The sequence below is a fragment of the Thermosyntropha tengcongensis genome, assembly GCF_055381335.1.
On sequence record NZ_AP042437.1, the window covers coordinates 788,866 to 805,249 of the forward strand.

Consider the following 16,384-nt stretch of genomic DNA (forward strand, 5'->3'; position numbering starts at 1 on the left):
GGAGAATTGTAATGCCTGCTATTGCTATAATAGGTGGAACCGGGGTATATGACCCGGAAATTTTGCAGGATACCAGGGAATGGATAGAAAGTACGGTTTATGGAGATGTAAAGATAACGGTTGGCAAATATGAGGATATGGAAGTGGCTTTTATTCCCCGGCACGGAAAAGATCACAGTGTTCCCCCTCATCTGGTAAATTACCGTGCTAATATCATGGCCTTAAAGCAGATAGGGGTAAAAAATATAATCGCTACCGCAGCGGTAGGCTCACTTAATTTAGATCTGAAACCAGGCCACTATGTGCTGGCTGACCAGTTTTTAGATTTTACCAAAAGCCGTAAAAATACTTTTTATGAAGGTGGAGAAGAAGGGGTAGTCCATTGTGATATGACCGTTCCTTACTGTCCGGAAATAAGGAAGGCTTTGGAGAGGGCAGGCAAGGAGCTTGGCCTTACGGTACACAATGGGGGCGTATATGTCTGTACAGAAGGGCCGCGTTTTGAAACGGCTGCTGAGATTGCCATGTTTAAGATGCTGGGAGGATCAGTGGTAGGCATGACCAGTGTGCCTGAAGTCTGCCTGGCCAGGGAACTGGGCATGTGTTATGGAAATGTGTCGATAGTTACCAACTTTGCGGCTGGCATTTCTCCCCATATTTTAACCCACAGTGAAGTGGTGGAAATGATGAAGGAAAGCATACATGAGGTAAGAAGGCTTATAATGCACAGCCTTAAATATATACCTGGGGAAAAGAACTGCGACTGCGGCAAGATACTTAATGAAAAAGGGGTTATGAAATGATAAGGACAGTATGTTTTGAAAATGGTGAGGTAGTTATTCTGGACCAGACCAGGCTTCCCCTGGAAGTGGCTTATGTGCATTTAAGTACCCCGGAAGAGGTAGCCAGGGCCATAAAGCTGCTTATGGTAAGAGGAGCTCCTCTTATAGGGGTTACCGCAGCTTTTGGACTGGCCATGGCGGTTGATAAGTTTTCCGGAACTAAAGAGGAGCTTATTCCCTATTTTAAAAAGGTGAAGGAGCTTTTGGCCTCTACCCGTCCTACTGCCGTAAATCTTTTCTGGGCTTTAAACCGTATGGAAGAAGTTTTCAATTCCTGCCTGCATGAAGGGCTGGAAGAAATAAAATACCGTCTTAAGAAGACAGCAGAAGAAATGTATGAAGAAGATATAAATATAAATAAGGCGATAGGAGAAAACGGGAGTTCTCTTTTGCCTGAAAATAGCCGGGTAATGACTATATGCAACGCAGGGGCTGTTGCTACCTGCGGTTTTGGAACAGCTCTGGGGGTAATAAGGGCAGGATTCGCAAAAAACAAGGTAAAAAAAGTATGGGCCTGTGAAACCAGGCCGGTTTTACAGGGAGCCAGGCTTACGGTATGGGAACTTATGCAGGATAATATACCGGTAACCCTTATAACCGACAATATGGCCGGCTATGTCATGAGCCTTAGGGAAGTGGATGCTGTTATTGTAGGAGCGGACCGCATTGCTGCCAATGGAGATACTGCCAATAAAATCGGCACTTATTCCCTGGCAGTGCTTGCCAAACACCATAACATCCCTTTTTATGTGGCAGCGCCGGTATCTACCATTGATTTCAGCATAGAAAGCGGCCGGGAAATTCCTATTGAGGAAAGGGACAAAGAGGAAGTGCGCCGGATAAAGGATGTTTATATTACGGTACCGGATGCAGATGTATTTAACCCGGCTTTTGATGTAACTCCTTTTCAGTTAATAAATGGTATAATAACAGAAAAAGGGGTAATAAGTCCTCCTTATTCTGAAAATATAAAAATGTTAAAAGGAAAGTGATATTATGCGCTATGTGGAAGTAAGACGGGAAGTTTGCATGACGGCCCGCGAAATTTATGAAGCGAAAATGGTGCCGGGAACCTGGGGGAATGTCAGCGCCTGGATAGATGATGTGATGGTTATTACTCCCAGCGGCATGGATTACGGCACTTTGAGTCCGGAAGATATGGTGGTGGTAAATAGTGAGGGAGAAGTGGTGGAAGGTTTTTTTGCCCCTTCGGTAGAAACAGTCTTGCATCTTGCTATCTATAAGAACCGGCCTGATATCAGGGGAATTGTTCATGTACACAGCCCTTATGCTACTGCTTTTGCAGTGGCCAGAAGGCCTATTCCGGTAATTCTGGAAGAAACTGCCCAGGCCATAGGGCATGAAATACCGGTGGCTCCTTATGCCCACTGCGGTACCGAAGAGCTGGCAGAAAATGTGGTAAAAACTTTGGGACAGGACAAAAAGGCAGTTTTACTGGCCAATCACGGCCTGATTGCCGGAGATGTTTCACCTTCGGCTGCGCTAAGGGCATGTTATATAGCAGAGCGGACAGCCATGATAGCTATTCTGGCTCAGCAGATAGGGAGTATAAATATACTGCCACCGGAAGATGTGAAATGCCTTAATGAAAAATTTAAAAGCTACGGCCAGAAAAAGGAAAGATGATGAGGAGGGCTTATGGGGTGGATTTATTACTAAAGGATTTAAGCATTATTACCATGAATGAAGAAAGCCGGTTTATTGAAAAAGGCTATATAGTGGTGAAAGATGACAAAATTAAAGAGATAGGGGAAGGAGAACCTCCTGCCGGCTATTACGAAAAAGTAATAGAGGGAAAAAACAAGCTGGCTATGCCGGGTTTTATAAACACTCACACCCATGCAGCCATGACTCTGCTCAGGGGTTATGCAGATGACCTGCCGCTTATGGAGTGGCTGCAGACCAAGATATGGCCCTTGGAAGAAAAACTTACCCCTGAACATATATATTGGGGTACTATGCTGGCAATAGCCGAAATGATAAAGTCAGGTACTACAACTTTTGCCGATATGTATTTTTGTATGGATGAAGTGGCCAGAGCGGCAGAACTCGCCGGAATAAGGGCTGTTTTGTCCCGGGGAATGATAGGAGTAGGACCACAGGCTGATCTGGCATTGACACAGAGCGAAGAATTTATTAAAACCTGGCATAAGGGAGCAAATGGAAGGATTACTGCCATGCTGGGGCCCCATGCTCCTTATACCTGCCCCCCGGAATATCTTAAGAAGGTGCTGGCTCTGGCAGAGAAAACAGGGGTGGGGATACATATTCATGTGGCAGAAACTAATACTGAATTCAGGGATATAAAGAAGCAGTATGGCAAGACCCCGGTAGAGCATCTGGAAAGTTTGGGGCTTTTCGAATATAAAGTTCTGGCTGCCCACTGTGTGCATCTTACGGAAAATGATATGGAGATAATGGCCAGATATGATGTAGGTGTGGCTCACAATCCAGAAAGCAACATGAAGCTGGCCAGCGGTATTGCCCCGGTTCCCCAGATGCTGGAAGCGGGAATTGCAGTAGCTTTGGGAACCGATGGGGCTTCCAGCAACAATAACCTGGACATGCTGCAGGAGATGCGCACCTGTGCCCTTTTGCACAAGGTAAACAGCATGGATCCCACAGTTATTCCCGCCTGGACAGCTTTAAAAATGGCTACTGTCAATGGGGCTAAAGTTTTGGGGCTGGAGGATAAAGTAGGGCAGCTGAAAGAAGGTATGAAGGCGGACTTTATCCTTATTGACCTTGATAAACCTCATATGAGCCCGCGTTATGACCTGGCAGCCAATGTAGTTTATGCTGCGCAGGCGGGCGATGTAGATACCGTTGTGATAGATGGCAGGATAGTTATGGAAAATAAGGTGATAAAGACTTTTGACGAAAAGGAAGTAATAGAAAAAGCGGTTTTTCTTGCCGAAGAGCTGGTAAAAGACAAATAAGAGGGGCTTTTTAGTTATGAAACCGGTTGTTTCTTTTGTCGGATGGCATAATGCAGGCAAGACTACCCTGCTTACCAGAGTAGCGGAATTTTTGCAGGAAAAAGGTATAAGGGTGGCAGTTATCAAACATGCCCATCATGGAATAGACATAGATACCTGGAATGATTCGGGAAATATTTTTGCATCCGGGGTGCCGCTGGTAGTAGCGGCCTGTGAGGATACCGAAATAATATACCGCCGTCATTCGTCTCCCAGGTCATTAAACCAGATTATAGCTGAAGTTGAACCTTATGCTGATTTAATTATTACCGAAGGCTATAAAAAAGCCGGCTATCCCTGCATAGAAGTTATGCGAAAAGAGATAAGCGATAATTATCTGGATTTGCCTAACCTGATTGCCCGCGTTGCTGATTTTAGAGCAGATGACAGGGGAGGAAGCATAAAGGTTTTTTCTTTTGAACAGGCAAAAGAGCTGGCTTCTTATCTGATAAACTATTTTCACCTTTAAGGGTAATTAGCGGTTGATTTTTGACGGTTGATATTCGATAATTTAAGTGTTTATGAATTTTTTGCTGCTTGTATGATTAATAAAAGGGACTCCAGGAACTATCTTTCTGGTCCCTCTGGTGAAGGAGGTTTTCATGCCAAGAAGGGTTAAATGTCGCCGTGTAGCACATATACCGCGGGCTAATTGTTTCAAGCCAGCAGGGATTCCCGGTTATGAACTGGAAGAGGTAGTTTTAAAGCTGGAAGAGGCAGAAGCTTTGCGGCTTAAGGACTTGCTGGGCTATGACCAGTTTAAGTGTGCGGAAGAGATGGGGGTATCCAGAACTACCTTCCAGCGCATTCTGGTAGAAGCTCACCGCAAGGTAGCTGATGCTATAATAAATTCCAAGGCTTTAATACTGGAAGGCGGCCATTATGAACTGCACGAAACAGGCAGGCACAGGCACGGCTTTGGCCATGTAGATGATCTGGATGATTCTGTAGATGAAGATGTCAATTCTTAAAAATTGAAAAAAATTGGGGTGAAGGATAACCTGGAGCGGTTATCCTTATTTGTTATTTTTTTCACTTAAGGAGGTTGGAAACAGTGGGGAAAAGCTATGCGGAAATTATAATGCCTTATAAGGATAGGGAAGGAGGCCTTATAGAAGCTTTACATGCCCTTAACCGGGAGTTTAACTATATTCCGGAAGAGGCTTTAAAAGAAGCAGCCCGTATTTTTAAAATACCTGAATCTAAAGCTTATGGAGTGGCTACTTTTTATGCCCATTTTTCAGTTAAAAAACGGGGAACATATATTATCCGCATGTGTGAAAGCGCTCCCTGTCATGTGGCGGGAGCTGATAGGGTATTAAAGGCTCTGGAGGATTATCTGGGTATAAAAGCGGGGGAGACTACTCCCGACGGCAAGTTTACCCTGGAGCTTTGCGAATGTATAGGACAGTGCCAGGCTACTCCGGTTATAACCATAAATGAAGATATTGAGTTTAATGTAAGCCCGGAGAAGATTCCAGAAATATTGAAAAAATATGAATAAGGGGGGAACGGTATGAACGGGGAAAAGCGCATAATACTGGAGTATGCAGATAAGATAAATCCGGAAAAGGCAGAAGATTATATAAAGATAGGCGGATATAAAGGATTAGAAAAGGCCAGAAAAATGAAGCCTAAAAAGATTATTGAGGAAGTAAAAAAATCCAGGCTCAGGGGACGCGGAGGAGCTGGATTTAATACCGGAATGAAGTGGAGTTTTGTGCCGGAAAACGCACCGGTAAAATATGTAGTCTGCAATCTGGATGAAGGGGAACCAGGTACTTATAAAGACCGCATAATATGCGAAAAAAATGCCCAGGCACTTCTGGAAGGAATGGCTATCTGTGCTCTGGCGGTAGGAGCTAAAAAAGGCTATATATACTGCCGGGGGGAATATCCGCATATAGCGAGATTACTTAAAAATGCCGTAGATAGTGCCAAAAAGGCAGGGGTTTTAGAGGATTTTGATATTGAAGTCCGGATGGGAGCAGGAGCTTATGTCTGCGGAGAGGAAACGGCTCTCATTGAGTCTATCGAAGGTAAAAGGGGAGAACCGCGCTTTAAACCCCCCTTCCCCGGGGTGGAAGGTTTGTGGGGAATGCCGACCGTGGTGAACAATGTGGAGACTTTTGCCTGTGTGCCTTATATTCTTGCCAACGGGGCGGAATGGTTTGCTTCCATTGGGGCTCCTGATTATCCTGGCACCAAGATACTAACCTTAACAGGGGATGTTAATAATCCTACCTATTTCGAAGTACCGACTGACTATTTGCTCTCGGATGTAATATACAGACTGGGGGGAGGCATAAAGGAGGGCAAAAAACTGAAGGCGGTACAGGTGGGAGGAAGCTCCGGCGCTTTTATACCTCCGGAAAACCTTAATACACCGATTGATTTTGATTCCATGAGCAGGATAGGAGCCAGCCTTGGCTCAGGAGCTGTTTTTGTTCTGGACGAAACCAGGGACATAGTTGAAGTAGCTGCCCGCATTGCCAAATTTTTTGAACATGAATCCTGCGGCAAATGTAATCCATGCCGGGAAGGGACTTTTCGCATGTATGAAATAATGAAGCGCATCAGTGAGGGAAGAGGAAGGGCAGAAGATCTGGAGAATATTTTGGTTTTATCACGGGTAATGCAGAAGGCTTCACTGTGTGGTTTGGGACAGGCAGCTCCGATTCCGATAGAAACCAGTATAAAGCATTTTAAGGATGACTATATGCAAAAACTTTTATAAAAGCGGAGGGAGGAGTTAGAAAGTGATTACTCTTACCATAGACGGCAAACAGGTAACAGTGCCTAAAGGAACCATGCTTTTAGATGCCTGTCGGATAGCAGGTGCTGATATTCCTACTTTTTGTCATGACCCGGAATTAAGTTTGGCCGGTTCCTGCCGCATGTGCGTAGTTGAGGTGGAAGGCAGGAGAACTCTGGTGGCCAGCTGCGTTACTCCGGCTGAAGACGGCATGAAGGTAGAAACGGAAAGCCAGGCGGTAGTAGAAGCCAGAAAGGTTATCCTTGAGCTTTTGCTGGCCAGGCATAAGCTGGACTGCCATGTCTGTGAACGGGATGGAAACTGCAAGCTGCAGGATTACTGCTACCGCTATGGAGTACGGGAAAGCAGGTTTAAAGGGGAAGAAGTAAGTTTTTATAAAGAAGACCCCAATCCGTTTATTGAAAGGGATTATGACAAGTGTATCATGTGTACCAAATGTATAAGGGCCTGTGCGGAAATTACCGGTGCCTTTGCCATAAACCTGAAAAACCGCGGGCATAATGCAGTTGTTTCTACTGCTTTTGATCTGGGGCTTAAAGATTCTACCTGTGTTTTCTGCGGACAGTGCATAATGGTATGTCCGGTAGGAGCTCTGGTAAGTAAGGTGGAAAAAGGAAGAGGACGGGATTATCAGGCCAGGAAAGTTAGGACTATATGTACTTACTGCGGTACTGGATGTACTCTGGAACTTAAAGTTATAAATGACAGGGTGGTAGGAGTAGATTCTATCCGGGATGAAAAACTTAGTCCGGCCAACCGGGGAGCTTTATGTGTAAAAGGCAGGTTTGGCTGGGATTTTATAGATTCGCCGGAAAGGCTAAAGGAACCGCTGGTGCGCAAAAACGGGGAGCTGGTGCCTGTAAGCTGGGAAGAAGCTCTGGATTATACAGCCAGAAGGCTGAAAGAAATAAAGGAAAAGTGGGGGCCTGATTCCATTGCGGTATTTACTTCTGCCCGCACCACCAATGAGGAAAATTACCTGGCTCAGAAGCTGGCCAGGGCGGCTATAGGGACCAATAATATTGACCACTGTGCACGCCTCTGACATTCGGTAACTGTCTCCGGTCTGGGGGCGGCATTCGGCAGTGGAGCGATGACCAACAGCATAAAAGACCTGGAAGAAGAAGCTGAGGTTATTTTCCTTATAGGTACTAACACCACCGAAAACCATCCAGTTATAGGTTACAAGATAAGGCAGAATGTGCTGAAAAGGGGAGCCAGGCTCATAGTGGCTGACCCGCGCCGCATTGAACTGGCTGATCTGGCTGAAGTCTATCTGCCGTTCAGGCCAGGTACAGATATAATGCTTCTTAATGCCATGATGCATGTGATTATAAAGGAAAACCTTTTAGACAAAGAATTTATAAATGAGCGCACAGAAGGATTTGCAGAGGTAAAAGAGATAGTAGAAAGGTATACTCCTGAACTGGCTTCTGAAATATGCGGAGTTCCGGCTGAAGATATAATAAAGGCAGCCCGTTTATATGCACAGGCGGAAAAGGCAGCTATCTGCTATGCCATGGGAGTTACCCAGCACAGCAAAGGTACAGACAATGTAAAGGCTATATGCAACCTGGCTATGCTTACCGGCAATGTTGGAAAACCGGGAAGCGGTGTAAATCCTCTGCGCGGGCAAAATAATGTGCAGGGAGCCTGTGATATGGGAGGTCTGCCTGATGTATATACCGGCTATCAGAAAGTTGAAATAGAAGAAAACCGGCATAAATTTGAAAAGGCCTGGGGTGTAAAACTGCCGGACAAGAAGGGTTTGACCCTTACGGAAACGATAAATGCTGCAGTAGAAGGAAAAATAAAAGCTTTGTATATTATGGGGGAAAATCCGATGCTCAGCGACCCGGACAGCCACCATGTAGAAGAGGCTCTGGATAACCTGGAATTTCTGGTGGTACAGGATATATTCCTTACCGAAACAGCAGTTAAGGCAGATGTAGTCTTGCCGGGGGTAAGTTTTGCCGAAAAAGACGGCACTTTTACCAATACCGAACGGAGGGTACAGAGGGTAAGGAAAGCTGTAAGCCCGCGGGGCAATGCAAGGCCGGACTGGCAGATATTGTGTGAGGTGGCAACCAGATTAGGCTATCCGATGTCTTATAATTCTCCGGAGGAGATATTTGAAGAAATAAGAAGCGTTACTCCTTCCTATGCGGGAATAACTTATGAAAGAATAGAAGAAACTGGAATTCAGTGGCCGTGCCCTGCTGTAGACCATCCGGGAACTCCGATATTGCACAGGGAAAAATTTGTACGCGGAAAAGGCAAGTTCCATCCGGTAGAGTACCGGGAAGCTGCTGAAATGCCGGATGAAGAATACCCATTAATCCTTACTACCGGACGCAGCCTTTATCATTACCATACCGGCACCATGACCAGAAGGGTGGCAGCCATTGATGAGCATAAACCGCATAATGAAGTGGAGATTCATCCAGCTACTGCCGTGTTATACGGCATAAAAGACGGGGATATGGTAAGGCTCAGTACCCGGCGGGGAAGTATAGAACTTAAGGCAAGAATAACGGAAAACATAAAAGAAGGAGTAGTATTTACTACCTTCCACTTTGGAGAGGCAGCAGCCAACCATCTTACCAATTCGGAAGCTTTGGATCCGGTAGCTAAAATACCTGAATTTAAGGTGGCAGCTGCTAAAATCGAAAAGATATAGCTTGTTTTTGCTTTTAAAACCCGGGCGAATATTTTTCTGCCCTGCTGATAATTTTAAAAATATCGGCAGGGCTTTTTGCTTTAAAGATATTTTGTGATATTATAACTTTTGATATCTAGCCGGGAGATGAATGCAGTATGGACAGAGTGTTTGTCTTGCCTGTCACCTTTATAGCCTGGATAGCTTTAAATTATTATATAGGATGGCATGGGATTAAAGCTTTTGGGGCTTTTTTGAACGGGGATCCCGTTTTATACTGGGCAGTTTTATTTCTGCTGGCAGTTTCCTATGTGCTGGGAAAAACCTGGGAAAGGATTTATCCCGGCAGATTAAGCCGCATGATGACTGTAATAGGCTCTTACTGGCTGGCTTTTTTCTTTTATGCTTTTTTAACACTTATTTTTATTGACCTGCTGTATATGCTTAATAATTGGCTTGGGTTTTTACCGGTCTTTGCTAAAGAGGCTTGTTTTCATGCCGGAACGGCTGTCGTGCTATTTTTGGTTTTGCTGATAGCTTATGGGACGATAAATGCCAGAAATCCGGTAATAAACCGGTATAATATAACTATTGCCAAATCAGCTGGCAATATCAAGGATTTACATATAATAATGGTTTCCGACCTGCATCTGGGAAGTGTGGTAAATGAGAAAAGGCTTTCCAGTTTAGTCCGCACTATCAATGAAATAAGGCCTGATTTGGTTTTTTTGGTGGGAGACATTATCGATGAAAATGTCAGGGTTTTTAAGAAACTGGGCATGACGGAAATATTAAAAGGGCTTAATCCTGAAATAGGAAGTTATGCGGTTCTGGGCAATCATGATTACTACGGCGGCCAGTACCGTTATGCCATAAAACTTCTGGAAGATGCAGGGGTTAAAGTCCTGCGTGATGAATGGGTATTTATTGGGGAAAGTTTCTATCTGGTAGGGAGAGATGACAAATTCAGCCGTTTTCGCAAAAAACTTGAGATTTTGCTTGAGAATGTTGACACCAGGTTTCCGGTTATAGTTCTGGATCACAACCCGGCTGATATGGAGGAAGCGGAAGCTGCTGGAGTTGATCTGCAGCTTTCGGGACACACCCACCGGGGACAGCTGGCCCCCTTGCATAGAATTACCCGGAGGATTTTTTTAACCGACTGGGGATATTTAAGAAGGGGTGATTTTCAGGCTGTCGTCTCCAACGGGTTTGGTACCTGGGGCCCTCCTATCCGCATAGGCAACCGGCCGGAGATAGTGGAGATATTTTTGCATTTTGGGGATGCATAGAAGTGGGGAAAGATGTCAAAAAAGCACCTTTCCCCGTTAGATAAGATGATTTAAATATTTTCGGCTATTGCGCTTTTATAAGCTTTGGTGTCTTTGTAAATCTCGTCTTTCAAGGGATTAAGTTTGTATTTGCGTATTTTATTAAACTGATAAATAAACAGAGCCACATTGGAAGCCAAAGCTAGAAAACTTACAGTAAAGAAAGCTGTTGGGTTATGGGTTGTAGGTACTGGTGCGATTCTATCGGCAAATTGAGGGACAGTCATTACGAACATAGCCCAGAGGGCCAGGGTTTGAGCACGATGTTGTAACCAGGCACCTTTTTTGATAAAAAAGGCAGGTATAGTACAGGATAAAAGTAAGAGTAATCCGCAGTAAAATGAGTGGTCGGCAATACAGTTGTAGGTATAAGCAAAATTCCATAAATCATAGGCAATGATCCAGGGCCAAATCATATCTGGCCAAATCATATCCCGGCTTTTATCCTTGGAAATGAAGATACCGTACCATCCGCAGATGGTTATTATATTAAGGATACCAGCAATACCGTTCATTATATTCCATGGGCCTGACATTACCCAGAGATGATTTATATAGGCTCCTTCCCAGGCTCCGAATGTATAGCACTGAAAGTCACGAATAACAGCTTCCATGATATTAATGGCCAGAATGAGAGGGGGAAACCATAAAGCCCATTTTTTTTCTGCCAAGCCGGGTATAAAGCGGAGGGCCATAAAACCAACACAGCCTGCCAAAGCCGAATAGGTTTTTACCCACGTAAACCAGTTGCCTGTTCCGTATTCATTGCCAGGAGCTGCGGTTGTAGGCCAGACATATATGGTTAATATAGCCGGAACAATTATAAAAAGGACTATTCCTCCCCATTTAGTGGTACGCCCGAGTTCGTTAAATGCCATCAAAGCAAGAAGAACAAATGCAGCAATTCCCCAGCCGATAAATCCTATAGGTTCATATAAAATGCCCATGTTATTACCTCCTGGTTTTGTTAGTCAAAAAAGTTTTGATAACTGGAGAACAAGGACTGGCTTAAAATTGCCAGTCCTTTCAACTATATTAAAAAGGGGATGGGGGGATTGATGATGTTAGGCCATAGCAGGTTTGGCAGTAACTTCTGTTTTTTCTACCCGGCCGCGCCTGAAGCTTATATCGGCTTTGCCGGTATGCAGCTGCCACATGTGCCAGAATACATAGGGTATTATCATTATCGCATTTATTATTCCCCATATTTTTAACACTTCCATGCTGTGGAAGGGTGAAGCGTCCATAACCCGGGGGAAAATGTCCACACATGCCCTGATTAGCAGATGGATAGCCAGGGTATATACCCGGGCGATAATATAAAGTTCCGGACGTCCTTTAATGATAGGATAGATTTCTGCCGCCAGCAGGATGCAGAGTGAACTAAAGAAATACACAGGGCTTTCAGCGTAGACAAAACATGCATTCCAGGAAGTGTAGATAAAGTTCCAGGCTGCAGTTGTATAAGCAATCAAATCCCCATGGGGTTCGGTAGATATTTTCCAGAACCTGGTTGGGAAAGGTATGGTTACACAGAGTAAAAATCCGCACAGGGCGTTAAAATAGTTGCCCAGAGTAACATCTTTGATAGTAGCTTCCATTATGTTGAGGAACAGAATTCCATAGAAAAACCATAATATCCAGTCTTTCTGCAGAAACTCCCAGAATTTACCTTTCCTTTGTTCGTAAACTGCAATGCGAGCCAGGCCTACAACTATGGTAGGCAGAATGACGCTCAAGATTTTAGCCCAGCGAAACCATCCTTCAACTCCTCCGTTTAGCCAGAGGGGAAAGGTCAGCAGAGAAAACAGGAAAAAGTACATGGAAAGTTTGTAGTGTTTGCGCATAAAACCGATGAAAAATAGGAGAAAAGCCATGTAACAGGACATAGAGACAACATACATCCAGGCAGGAATCGTCATAACCAAACCTCCTTTCAGAATCAATGAACATAACGAACGTTCGGTTGTGAATATAATAACAAATGTATAAAATAATATCAAGCAGCTGATTAAAAATTTCTGTTCAATGGTTTTATCTGTTATTTGTGTTATTATTATAGTTGTTGATAAACTTGCAAAGTGTTAAAGAGGGCGCAGGAGGAAAGTGCATGAGTACGGAAGGCAAAAATAAAATAAGGGAAGCAGCCTTAAAAGTTATAAGCGAACAGGGAATAAATGGGGCCACCATGCGGGTTATTGCTAAAGAGGCAGGAGTTAGCACAGGTGCCATATATCACTATTATCCGGCCAAGGAAGATATTTTATATGATATCATGGATGTGAGCCTTACTGCTTCTACCATGGTGGCGGAGAAGGCCAAAAGCGGAAGTGCTTCCCGGGAAGAGATAATACAGGATATTTATGAAAATCTTATTGAAAGGTTTAACAAGAAAATACAGGAAAACCGGCTGCAGTTTTATCTAGCTCATGAGGCCATAATCGGCAATGAACAGATAAAGCTGAGGTTCCGGGAAAAATATGATGAATGGATAAGCCGTATCGAAGATATTCTTATAGCTTCTTATGGAGCCAGGGACGGTAAAGCTACGCGGGCATTTGCAGCCTGGCTTCTGGCAGCAGTTGACGGCATGGTTTTGCAGGATTTGCTGGAAGTAAAGGCTGAAGATAGGGATATAATTATGAGGACATTTTTACTTTTGCTTACCGATGGGATTCCCTGTTTTTTGAAACTTATGGATGAACATGAATTTTTTAATAAATAATAGGCATAAGGAGGCTAAAATGCGTTTTTTCCTGACTCTTATCTCTGTGCTTATTGCTGATCAGCTCAGCAAATATATAGTAGTTACCAATTTTAAGCTTGGCCAAAAATATCCGGTTGTGGATGACTGGTTTGTTCTGACTTATATTCATAATCCCGGTGCTGCTTTTGGCATGCTGGAAGGGAAGTTCTGGTTTTTCATGGGGGCAGCTTTGATGGTGGTGGCAGGTATGATTTATTATACATTTAGATATAACCCACCCCGGATAGTAAAATATGCTTTAGGCCTTATAGCAGGCGGTGCGCTGGGCAATTTAGTTGACCGCATTTTTTATAAAAGTGTTATTGATTTTATAAGCATAGGCTGGTGGCCGGTTTTTAACCTGGCTGATGTGGGTATTACCGCAGGAAGCATAATCTTAATCTGTTTTATGCTTTATCAGGAAAGAAAAGATGGGGTGAAAAATGGCTAGTATAGAAGTTATATGGGTAGATGAAGAAAATGAAGGGGAAAGGCTGGATGTATTTATTGCTGACAGTTTTCCCCATCTTTCCCGCTCCGGGGTGCAGAACCTGATTCAGGGCGGGAAAGTTACCGTTGACGATAAGGTGCGCAAAGCCAGCTATAAAGTAAAAGAAGGGGAAAAAATAACGGTCGAAATCCCTGAACCCCGGAAAATAGAACTAAAGCCCCAGAATATTCCCCTGGAGATTATATATCAGGACAGCGATCTGGCGGTTATAAACAAACCCAAGAATATGGTAGTGCATCCTGCTCATGGGAACTGGGAAAATACTCTGGTCAATGCCTTGCTCTATCATATAAAAGATTTGTCCGGCATAAATGGAGAGCTGAGGCCGGGAATTGTGCACCGGCTGGATAAAGATACCTCCGGGGTTATGGTAATAGCCAAGAATGACCAATCTCACCGCATACTGGCAGAACAGATAAAAGAGCATACCATAAACCGGGAGTATACTGCCCTGGTACATGGAGTAATAAAAGAAAACCTGGGGACTATTGAAGCTCCTATCGGCAGGAGCAAGACTGACCGCAAGAAAATGGCGGTAGTGCCTGATGGAAAGCCGGCGATAAGCCATTACCGGGTGCTGGAACGTTTCAACAACTATACGCTGGTAAAGGTTAAGCTTCTGACGGGAAGAACCCATCAGATAAGGGTACATTTTTCTTATATAAAACATCCGGTAGTAGGTGATCCTCTTTATGGGCCGGCCAAAAAACATCTGGGGCTGGATTCCCAGGCTCTGCATGCTAGTTTGCTGGGGTTTAACCACCCTTCTACAGGGGAATATATGGAATTTACTTCTGAACTTCCGGAATATTTTAAGAAGGTGCTGGAGGACTTGCGAAAAAAATAAAATAGAAAGGAATTTCCTTTTTATTATTGAAAATAAACATAGATATGGGATAAACTGGGGGGAGTCTTGATGAGAATTTCCAGGCATGTGGAGGTTATAGGGAATCAGCTTTATAATTTCTACCTTATTGGCAGCCGGGAAGTGGTGCTGGCTGAATGCGGAACTCTGGCCGGAGCCTTATATTTTATGGAGGAGTGGGAAAAACTTGCTTTTAAGCCGGAAGTAAGATATATACTGGTTATGCATTCCCATTTTGACCATGCAGGAGGACTGCCGCTTTTAAAGCATTATTTCCCCGGGGCAAAAGTCCTGGCCAGCCCGGAAGGGGCTCAACTTCTGGCCAGGGATAATGTGGTGCAGGGCATAAAGATGACCAATGAAAAGGTGCTTAAAATATACAGGGAAAAAGGTTTGCTGTCTGGTATTGATAAACTTTATTCTTTAGACTGGAATAATTTCAGGATAGACAGGGTTGTACAGGATGGGGAAGTACTGGATATAGAGGGATTAAAAATTGAGGTTATAAGCTCTCCGGGACACAGTCCCTGTTCAATATCCGCTTATGTTCAGGAAGATAAGGCTATGCTGGTTTCGGATGCTCTTGGCTACAAAACTCCGGAGGGGTTGATGTCTCCGGTATTTTTCCAGGATTATGATTTATACCTGCAGACTATAAACAGGCTGGCGGGGTTTAAGGCGGAAGTAATAGGAGCGGGGCACGGGGAGATAATAAAGGGACAGGAAAATGTAAGAGAATTTTTCGCAGAATCCCTGTCTGCAGCCAGGCAGGCATTTGCCTTTATTGCGGATAAGCTGGCAGATGGGCAGGAAGAAGACAGGATAGCTGAGGAACTCTATGATAAATACATGAAAGGGGCCTTAGCCTTATATCCCCGGGAAATAATGATGAGCTCCATGTATGCGCTGATAAAGCGGGTGAAAGGGAAAATACAGCCAACAAGCTGACCAGTTTTTAAAGAGCTACTGTTTTTCCTGACTCCCTGATATGAACAACTGACGCAACATGAATTTTTTCAATTGTTTTCAATTGTTCAGGTGTTAAACCTCCCTTTTCTGTAATTAAACGCTCAAATGCTTCACCTTTTATAAAATATTGTTCGAATAAAATCCTATCAGGGTCACTCCATGCTTTTGCTTTATTAAATGCTGGCTGGAATTTTTCGATAAATTCATTGCCAAGTTCTAGCATTTCAAATGTATCTGTTACCATGCGTTCTTTGCCATCTTTGTCCTTATATATTACATAGAAAATTAAAGTTGATGTTCTGTATGTTAAACCTCCTCCAGTGTATGATGATATTGGTGTGCTTATATTGGCATTTGATGGTCTTACTTCTCTGTTGTAGGTTGATTTCCATGTCCATTTGATATGGTCTAGTTGGGAAGTGCAGGGGTCTTGTCCTGTGAATTCAGATTTGTAGTCGTTTAATTTTGAGGGTTCGACTATTACTTCTTTAACCCTGTTATCAGTTGTGTAGTAATACTTCGGATCGTTGTTGTTTAATTTTATTATTTCTGTTGCTAACTTGGAAAAATTATCTGCCTTTGCTCCAGTAATTGGGAAAATAAATGTGAACACAAAAACAACTAGAATAATTAAACCTGCAATTCTGTTATAATGCTTTTGCTTAAACACATACACGACCTCCTAT

17 protein-coding genes are annotated in these 16,384 nt (G+C 43.7%); 14 read left to right on the forward strand and 3 right to left on the reverse strand.

What is annotated here, in order from left to right; translation table 11 throughout:
- Nucleotides 1–11: 11 nt before the first annotated feature.
- The 10 genes from mtnP to ACZ42E_RS03860 all read left to right on the forward strand — a co-directional run bounded on the left by mtnP (nucleotide 12) and on the right by ACZ42E_RS03860 (nucleotide 10,568).
- Complete coding sequence (mtnP, locus tag ACZ42E_RS03815; RefSeq protein WP_464893133.1) at nucleotides 12–803, forward strand: S-methyl-5'-thioadenosine phosphorylase; 792 nt, start codon at nucleotides 12–14, stop codon at nucleotides 801–803.
- Complete coding sequence (gene mtnA / locus ACZ42E_RS03820) at nucleotides 803–1,834, forward strand: S-methyl-5-thioribose-1-phosphate isomerase (protein WP_464893469.1); 1,032 nt, start codon at nucleotides 803–805, stop codon at nucleotides 1,832–1,834. The genes mtnP and mtnA overlap by 1 nt, the downstream gene beginning before the upstream one ends.
- Before the next feature lie 4 nt (nucleotides 1,835–1,838).
- Nucleotides 1,839–2,489 (forward strand): class II aldolase/adducin family protein, encoded by a 651-nt coding sequence (locus tag ACZ42E_RS03825; protein WP_464893134.1) that lies wholly within the window; start codon nucleotides 1,839–1,841, stop codon nucleotides 2,487–2,489.
- Between the two features lie 53 nt (nucleotides 2,490–2,542).
- Nucleotides 2,543–3,802 carry an amidohydrolase gene (locus ACZ42E_RS03830; RefSeq protein WP_464893470.1) on the forward strand — a complete coding sequence of 420 codons (1,260 nt, stop codon included), beginning with the start codon at nucleotides 2,543–2,545 and terminating at the stop codon, nucleotides 3,800–3,802.
- Nucleotides 3,803–3,818: 16 nt separating this feature from the next.
- A complete protein-coding gene (gene mobB / locus ACZ42E_RS03835) occupies nucleotides 3,819–4,310 on the forward strand; it encodes a molybdopterin-guanine dinucleotide biosynthesis protein B (RefSeq protein ID WP_464893135.1) in 492 nt (163 codons plus the stop codon).
- A gap of 133 nt (nucleotides 4,311–4,443) precedes the next feature.
- Complete coding sequence (locus tag ACZ42E_RS03840) at nucleotides 4,444–4,812, forward strand: DUF134 domain-containing protein (protein ID WP_464893136.1); 369 nt, start codon at nucleotides 4,444–4,446, stop codon at nucleotides 4,810–4,812.
- 83 nt (nucleotides 4,813–4,895) lie between these two features.
- Complete coding sequence (nuoE, locus tag ACZ42E_RS03845) at nucleotides 4,896–5,345, forward strand: NADH-quinone oxidoreductase subunit NuoE (RefSeq protein WP_464893137.1); 450 nt, start codon at nucleotides 4,896–4,898, stop codon at nucleotides 5,343–5,345.
- A 12-nt stretch (nucleotides 5,346–5,357) separates the two neighbouring features.
- The gene (gene nuoF / locus ACZ42E_RS03850) at nucleotides 5,358–6,578 is read left to right on the forward strand and encodes an NADH-quinone oxidoreductase subunit NuoF (protein ID WP_464893138.1); all 1,221 of its coding nucleotides are present in this window, start codon (nucleotides 5,358–5,360) and stop codon (nucleotides 6,576–6,578) included.
- A gap of 22 nt (nucleotides 6,579–6,600) precedes the next feature.
- Entirely contained in the window at nucleotides 6,601–9,297 is a 2,697-nt protein-coding gene (fdhF, locus tag ACZ42E_RS03855; RefSeq protein ID WP_464893139.1) for a formate dehydrogenase subunit alpha, read from the forward strand.
- Nucleotides 9,298–9,434: 137 nt separating this feature from the next.
- The gene (locus ACZ42E_RS03860) at nucleotides 9,435–10,568 is read left to right on the forward strand and encodes a metallophosphoesterase (protein ID WP_464893140.1); all 1,134 of its coding nucleotides are present in this window, start codon (nucleotides 9,435–9,437) and stop codon (nucleotides 10,566–10,568) included.
- 50 nt (nucleotides 10,569–10,618) lie between these two features.
- Here ACZ42E_RS03860 and ACZ42E_RS03865 read toward each other — a convergent pair whose 3' ends face one another.
- The gene (locus ACZ42E_RS03865; RefSeq protein WP_464893141.1) at nucleotides 10,619–11,554 is read right to left on the reverse strand and encodes a DUF5692 family protein; all 936 of its coding nucleotides are present in this window, start codon (nucleotides 11,552–11,554) and stop codon (nucleotides 10,619–10,621) included.
- Between the two features lie 117 nt (nucleotides 11,555–11,671).
- Complete coding sequence (locus tag ACZ42E_RS03870) at nucleotides 11,672–12,529, reverse strand: hypothetical protein (RefSeq protein ID WP_464893142.1); 858 nt, start codon at nucleotides 12,527–12,529, stop codon at nucleotides 11,672–11,674.
- A gap of 188 nt (nucleotides 12,530–12,717) precedes the next feature.
- On the opposite strand from ACZ42E_RS03870, the gene ACZ42E_RS03875 reads away from it, so the two are divergent.
- From ACZ42E_RS03875 to ACZ42E_RS03890, 4 genes are all read left to right on the forward strand, one after another.
- Complete coding sequence (locus tag ACZ42E_RS03875) at nucleotides 12,718–13,332, forward strand: TetR/AcrR family transcriptional regulator (protein WP_464893143.1); 615 nt, start codon at nucleotides 12,718–12,720, stop codon at nucleotides 13,330–13,332.
- A 19-nt stretch (nucleotides 13,333–13,351) separates the two neighbouring features.
- Nucleotides 13,352–13,804, forward strand: a complete 453-nt coding sequence (lspA, locus tag ACZ42E_RS03880; protein ID WP_464893144.1) for a signal peptidase II — start codon at nucleotides 13,352–13,354, stop codon at nucleotides 13,802–13,804.
- Complete coding sequence (locus tag ACZ42E_RS03885) at nucleotides 13,797–14,711, forward strand: RluA family pseudouridine synthase (protein ID WP_464893145.1); 915 nt, start codon at nucleotides 13,797–13,799, stop codon at nucleotides 14,709–14,711. The genes lspA and ACZ42E_RS03885 overlap by 8 nt, the downstream gene beginning before the upstream one ends.
- Before the next feature lie 69 nt (nucleotides 14,712–14,780).
- Nucleotides 14,781–15,677 (forward strand): MBL fold metallo-hydrolase, encoded by an 897-nt coding sequence (locus tag ACZ42E_RS03890; RefSeq protein WP_464893146.1) that lies wholly within the window; start codon nucleotides 14,781–14,783, stop codon nucleotides 15,675–15,677.
- 7 nt (nucleotides 15,678–15,684) lie between these two features.
- Here ACZ42E_RS03890 and ACZ42E_RS03895 read toward each other — a convergent pair whose 3' ends face one another.
- On the reverse strand, nucleotides 15,685–16,368 hold the full coding sequence (locus tag ACZ42E_RS03895; protein ID WP_464893147.1) for a hypothetical protein: 684 nt from the start codon (nucleotides 16,366–16,368) through the stop codon (nucleotides 15,685–15,687).
- Nucleotides 16,369–16,384 lie beyond the last annotated feature (16 nt).